Below are 5,717 nucleotides of genomic sequence, written 5' to 3' on the forward strand. Positions count from 1 at the left end.
GCCAGGTGAATTATGGGGTAAGTTTCCCTATGATGAGTAAGATCTCTGTCAAGGGTAAGGATATGCATCCATTATATCAGTTTCTTACGCAGAAATTGAAGAATGGTGTAGCAGACTCTAAAGTAAGCTGGAACTTCCAAAAATACCTTATCGGAAAGGACGGACACTTAGAGAAAGTAATTGCGCCGAAAACCCAACCCAATGACCCTGAAGTTATTCAGTGGATTGGAGCTCAGTAGTCAGAGGTTAGTGGTTCTTAGAACTTATTATTGAATTCTAACCATTGACTTCTAAACTCTATTTTACATAATATAAATTATAGGAATTTTTAATGTAGTCAAAAAGAGAGGCTAATAGTCATTACTGACCTTAGCCTCTTGCTTTATCCTATTTGTATTATGTGGAGATTATTTCAATACTTCCTTTACTTTCTCACCGATTTTCGCAGGTGAATCTACTACGTGGATACCACATTCACGCATTATACGTTTCTTAGCTTCTGCAGTATCTTCACTACCGCCTACAATGGCACCTGCGTGTCCCATAGTACGTCCTTTAGGTGCTGTTTCTCCAGCTATAAAGCCTACTACAGGTTTTTTATTTCCTGTTTCCTTAATCCAACGAGCAGCTTCTACTTCTAGCTGACCTCCAATTTCACCAATCATTACAATAAGCTCTGTCTCAGGATCATTCATAAATAATTCAACAGCTTCTTTGGTAGTAGTTCCAATGATAGGATCTCCTCCAATTCCAATAGCTGTTGAGATACCTAATCCTTGACGAACTACTTGATCTGCAGCTTCATAAGTTAAAGTTCCTGATTTAGAAACAATTCCTACTTTTCCTTTTTTGAAAACGAATCCAGGCATAATTCCAACTTTTGCTTCTTCAGGAGTAATTACCCCTGGGCAGTTAGGACCTATTAATCTGCAATCCTTTTCCTTAATATAAGCAGCAACCTTTACCATATCAGCAACAGGAATTCCTTCAGTAATAGCGATAATTACTTTAATACCTGCTTCAGCAGCCTCCATAATAGCATCAGCTGCAAATGCTGGGGGAACAAAAATAATGGAAGTATCAGCTCCAACTTTTTGTACTGCCTCTTTCACAGAATTAAAAACAGGTTTGCCTAAATGGGTTTGCCCTCCTTTATTTGGAGTTACCCCTCCTACTACGTTTGTTCCATATTGAATCATCTGTTCAGCGTGGAAAGTCCCTTCACTTCCTGTAAAACCTTGTACAAGAATTTTAGAATTTTTATTGACTAATACACTCATTGGTTTGATTTTTTTAAAGTACAAAGTTAATAAATTAATTTCAATTTTCAAACTATAATAATAAAAAAATCATCTCAATTTTTTTGAGATGATAAAAATTAAAAATGTAATAAATATGAATTTAATTTTTGAAAGTTCCTTTGAAAGTCTTCAAATATTTGTCATAAGCTTCCTGTGTAGTTACTGAAAGATAAGTATTATTCCCTAGAAACTTTATTAGAGGTTCTAATTGTGTAGCTGTATAATATCCTGTAATAGGAAATAGAGGAGTACCCTTTTCATCAAGGACAAACATTGTTGGGTAAGCACTTACCCCTAAAGCTCCAGCAAAATCGTGCATACCATTACGAGTATTGGCTTTTGCAGGATCATATGATTGATTTTTATAGGTAACACCTTTGTAAGTAACATCTTCATTACCTTCTGCATTGAACTTAACTGCATAGAAAGTATCATTTATATATTTAACAACATCTTTATTTTTAAATGTTTTCTCTGATAACATTCTACAAGGACCACACCATACAGTATAGACATCTATGAAAATCTTTTTAGGATTTTTTTTCTGAGCATTAAGAGCCTCATTCATTGACATCCAATTAATTTCTTGAGCAGAAGTTATTCCTGCAATTAATAACAATAGTATTGAAAAAATCTGTTTCATTGAAAAAAAATTTTTAATTTTTTGTATGGTATCAAAAATGATGCCAAACTCATCCTAATTTTATAACTCCTAGAAATATTTCTTTATAATACAGGTATAATATTTAATATAAAATACTGAATTTCAAATTTTTAATTCATTTAATTAAAGTGTTTGTTTATAAAAAATATTTTGATTTATTTTTAAATAATTGTATATCAATGAATTAAAATTATTTTGAATTAATTTTTAAAAGTAAATTAATAGTTATTTTATTTAAACATTTAGTTTATATTTATATATTTAAATTATTGATAATCAATTATTTTTAAATTATAATAATATAAAATATATCTATATATTAAAATTTATATATATTTGTAAGATAAAAAATGATTGAAAGCACTTTGGAAGTATGAACCAAAAACAAAAATTATCCTATAGAACTACTCTTTTTAGTATTTTTGGAAATCTATTATTAGCAATTATTAAAGTAGGAACTGGGATTATAGGGAATTCTTACGCTTTAATTGCAGATGGAATAGAATCGGTTTCGGATGTATTTTCTTCTATTTTGGTACTCATAGGGCTTAAATACTCAGGGAAACCAGCAGATAAGAATCATCCTTATGGTCATGGCAAAATAGAGCCTTTAATTACGTTTATAATAGTGGGAATACTTGTTTCCTCAGCTGTTTTTATAGCTTACCAAAGTTACCAAAATATACACACTCCTCACAAAAATCCTAAAGCCTGGACTTTGATTCCTTTAGGAATTATTATCTTATGGAAAGAAATAAGTTATCGAATTGTAATAAAAAACAGTAAGATAACGGGAAGTTCTAGCCTAAAAGCTGATGCTTGGCACCACCGTTCGGATGCAATTACATCTGTTGCAGCTTTTATAGGGATTAGTATTTCTTTGTTATTGGGTAAAGGCTTTGAAGCTGCGGATGATTGGGCTGCACTGTTGGCTTCTTTGGTTATTTTGTATAATGCTTATCAAATTTTTCGTCCAGCTCTTGGGGAGATATTGGATGAAGATATGTACGAAGATTTATCTCTTAGAATCAAAGATATATCTAAAAATGCAGAAGGAGTATTAGCTATAGAAAAGTGCTTTATTCGGAAAACAGGAATGTTTTATTGTGTTGATATTCATATTATTGTTAATGGAGATATCTCTGTAAAAGAAGGGCACGATATAGCTCATTTATTAAAGGATACTTTACAAAATAAAATATCATCCTTAAGCTCTATTCTTATTCACGTAGAGCCTGATTATAAAGATATTCAATTCAAAAAAATAGATTTACAAAAATGAATTAGCCGTTTCTTTCCGGCGAATTTTTCCTGAATCAGTAAGCTGAAAATGAGGAATAAAATTTATTTTTTTAGGTAATTCATACTTTGAAAAAATAGTTTCTTTTTGTAATTTATTGAGTAGATTAGGATATTTTTCTTCCTGACTTTCTACAAAAAGTATTACTTTTTCTCCTAGAATATTATCGGGTTCTTTCCAGATGAAGAAACGATCTGAAATAAAGGAAGTCAATTTATCCTCTATTGCTTCAGGGAAGATTTTTATTCCACCAGAATTGATAATATTATCATATCTTCCTTTCCACTCAAATGCTTGATTACCAATGAGTGATACAACATCATTCGTTTTTATTTGTTCGCTGGCAACTTCAGGACAATTTATAATCAGGCACTCTCGTTCATCAGTCTCAAATGTTACATTGCCTAAGGCTTTATATAGTGAGTTATCTTCTGAATAAGGGCTAATACAACGCATTGCTATATGCGAGACTGTTTCTGTCATTCCATAAGTAGCATAGATTTTATTGTTAATTTTTTGCAAAGAAGATTCTAATTCTGCTGATATAGGAGCTCCTCCTAAAATAATTTTTTTCACACGATGTAGTTCTTCCAAGGATTTTATTGCCTGCATAGGCGTAAGAGCTGTGAAATTATATGTTTTTAAATTAGCTGAGAAAGGAGTAGTACTCGGAAGTACTAAATCTATAGATAACCCTAAAACCATAGCTCTTACAAGCATCATTTTTCCTGCTATATAATCAACAGGAAGTGCACAAAGAGCTGTATCCTTAGGTTTTAATTGTAGAAAATTCCCTGTAATACGAGCTGACTGAATCATATATTCCTTTTTTACTTGTATTTTTTTGGGAATTCCTGTAGTTCCAGAAGTCTGAAGTTCTATATAATCATTATCATTTAGAAATTCAGATAAAAAAAATCCTATTTTCCTTTGATAATCTTCTTTTTTTTCTAGAAAAGAATTAATAATAGCCTCTAAAGAGCTAATATCACACTCAATATCATTAATTTTAAAATCTTTATGTAGATTATTAATCACAAATGTATTCATATAGAATTATTTTATTTTCCCCAAAAGATGAAACTTCCAATTTGTCCATTTATATTTTTTTGCAAAGATAAAGAGAAGAATTCCAATAGGAATATAAAATGATAAAATTGTAAAAATATCCAACTGAGGATCACTAATATCTTTCAATAAAGAAGGTGTTTGAAAAGCACTCCAAGAAGAAGTTGTTAGTAAAGCAATAAAAATATTATTGGCTATATGAAAGCCCAAGGAAAGTTCCAATCCTCCGTCCATTAAGGTAATTATTCCTAAAAATAATCCCATACTTATATAAACCCAAATAAATTCTAATCCCAATTGTTCTATCTCAGGATTGGCTATATGTACAACTCCAAAATAAATGGAACTTATTAGTAATGGAAACCATTTATTCTTTGTGATAATGGCAAGAAACTGTAATACGTAGCCTCTAAAGAAATATTCCTCAAATCCCGCTTGGAAAGGAATAAAAATAAAGGATAATATCATCAAATAAAAGAATCGTTCAGGATCAAAATTCCACTGATAATTCATTGGATATAACCAATAGCTTATTAAGGTCTGTAAAATAATAATTCCTCCCCAAACTAAAAAACTAAATAGAATTCGGCTAAAATCGATTCTTTTTCTTCCTGTAGTGAATTGTGTAATTGATTGGGAATGTATAAATTTTACTATAAAAAATAAGCCTAAAAAAAAGAAAATAAAAGACCCCACAGAGATAGCAAAGAAAGTGAGTTCTCCCCATTCTTCTATTAGAGATTTATAATCTGTTTTAGGAGCAAATAAATTACTAATAAATATTAATAAAAAGAAAAAGATTGGTAATGTATAAAACCACTTATTCTTAGCTGAAAAACCATTACGAATATACATAATTTCTAATATTTGATGATAAATTTAAGATAGGGAAGAGATTACTTCTCCCCTATTCTATTTTGTTACTATTGAAAACTTTCTCTTCCCCAGAAGAAAGGTGGCTCTATCTGTAAGGCTCTCAGGTAAGTATAACCTTGTCCCCTATGATGACTTTCATTTTCAATAAAGTACAATATCCATTGAGCAAAGCTAAAGGTCATTTGATAGATAGTCAGGGGTTGGGTAAAATCTCCTACTTCTTTCCATTCACGATCAAGAATTTCTGTGGCTCTATCCCATAAAGCTAATACTTCAGCTTTGGTAGTTGGAAAATTGCCTTCCAAGAAAGGCGTATGCTTCTCTTGAAATCTTTCTTTAAAAAGGTAGTCCATAACTCTTAGGAACTCCTCTACCATTCCTGAGAACGGACGTAGATTAGCGATGTTAAACTCAAAAAGCTCTTTCTCTGGAAAAGCCTCTATGACCTTGCGGGTAAGGGCACGTACATCTTTGAAATTAGTTAGTAGTGCCTCTGGTGTAAGTAATT

General features: G+C 31.2%; 6 protein-coding genes and 1 pseudogene. 2 read left to right on the top strand and 5 right to left on the bottom strand.

All coding sequences use genetic code 11. From position 1 onward, the window contains the following. Positions 1-239: pseudogene (locus RYK20_RS10540) on the top strand (glutathione peroxidase); the annotation flags it as partial. 168 nt (positions 240-407) lie between these two features. Here the strand turns inward: RYK20_RS10540 and sucD are convergent. Both sucD and RYK20_RS10550 read right to left on the bottom strand, forming a co-directional pair. Then, positions 408-1,280 (bottom strand): succinate--CoA ligase subunit alpha, encoded by an 873-nt coding sequence (gene sucD, locus RYK20_RS10545; RefSeq protein WP_314603869.1) that lies wholly within the window; start codon positions 1,278-1,280, stop codon positions 408-410. Between the two features lie 121 nt (positions 1,281-1,401). Beyond that, on the bottom strand, positions 1,402-1,944 hold the full coding sequence (locus RYK20_RS10550) for a thioredoxin family protein (protein ID WP_314603868.1): 543 nt from the start codon (positions 1,942-1,944) through the stop codon (positions 1,402-1,404). Positions 1,945-2,338: 394 nt separating this feature from the next. On the opposite strand from RYK20_RS10550, the gene RYK20_RS10555 reads away from it, so the two are divergent. After that, positions 2,339-3,247 carry a cation diffusion facilitator family transporter gene (locus RYK20_RS10555; RefSeq protein ID WP_314895388.1) on the top strand — a complete coding sequence of 303 codons (909 nt, stop codon included), beginning with the start codon at positions 2,339-2,341 and terminating at the stop codon, positions 3,245-3,247. Here the strand turns inward: RYK20_RS10555 and RYK20_RS10560 are convergent. From RYK20_RS10560 to RYK20_RS10570, 3 genes are all read right to left on the bottom strand, one after another. After that, on the bottom strand, positions 3,236-4,315 hold the full coding sequence (locus RYK20_RS10560; RefSeq protein WP_314895389.1) for an AMP-binding protein: 1,080 nt from the start codon (positions 4,313-4,315) through the stop codon (positions 3,236-3,238). The genes RYK20_RS10555 and RYK20_RS10560 overlap by 12 nt on opposite strands. A gap of 6 nt (positions 4,316-4,321) precedes the next feature. Then, positions 4,322-5,188: a type II CAAX endopeptidase family protein gene (locus RYK20_RS10565; RefSeq protein ID WP_314895390.1), complete on the bottom strand. Its 867-nt coding sequence runs from the start codon at positions 5,186-5,188 to the stop codon at positions 4,322-4,324. A gap of 68 nt (positions 5,189-5,256) precedes the next feature. Further along, positions 5,257-5,717: DinB family protein (locus tag RYK20_RS10570; RefSeq protein ID WP_314895391.1), on the bottom strand; the 461-nt coding region annotated here is incomplete at its 5' end.

The sequence above is a fragment of the uncultured Capnocytophaga sp. genome, assembly GCF_963525585.1.
Lineage (GTDB): Bacteria > Bacteroidota > Bacteroidia > Flavobacteriales > Flavobacteriaceae > Capnocytophaga.

Bases quoted from the DNA above. Each gene is read 5' to 3' on its own strand.
- sucD (WP_314603869.1), bottom strand. From the start codon at position 1,280: ATGAGTGTATTAGTCAATAAAAATTCTAAAATTCTTGTACAAGGTTTT.
- RYK20_RS10550 (WP_314603868.1), bottom strand. From the start codon at position 1,944: ATGAAACAGATTTTTTCAATACTATTGTTATTAATTGCAGGAATAACT.
- RYK20_RS10555 (WP_314895388.1), top strand. From the start codon at position 2,339: ATGAACCAAAAACAAAAATTATCCTATAGAACTACTCTTTTTAGTATT.
- RYK20_RS10560 (WP_314895389.1), bottom strand. From the start codon at position 4,315: ATGAATACATTTGTGATTAATAATCTACATAAAGATTTTAAAATTAAT.
- RYK20_RS10565 (WP_314895390.1), bottom strand. From the start codon at position 5,188: ATGTATATTCGTAATGGTTTTTCAGCTAAGAATAAGTGGTTTTATACA.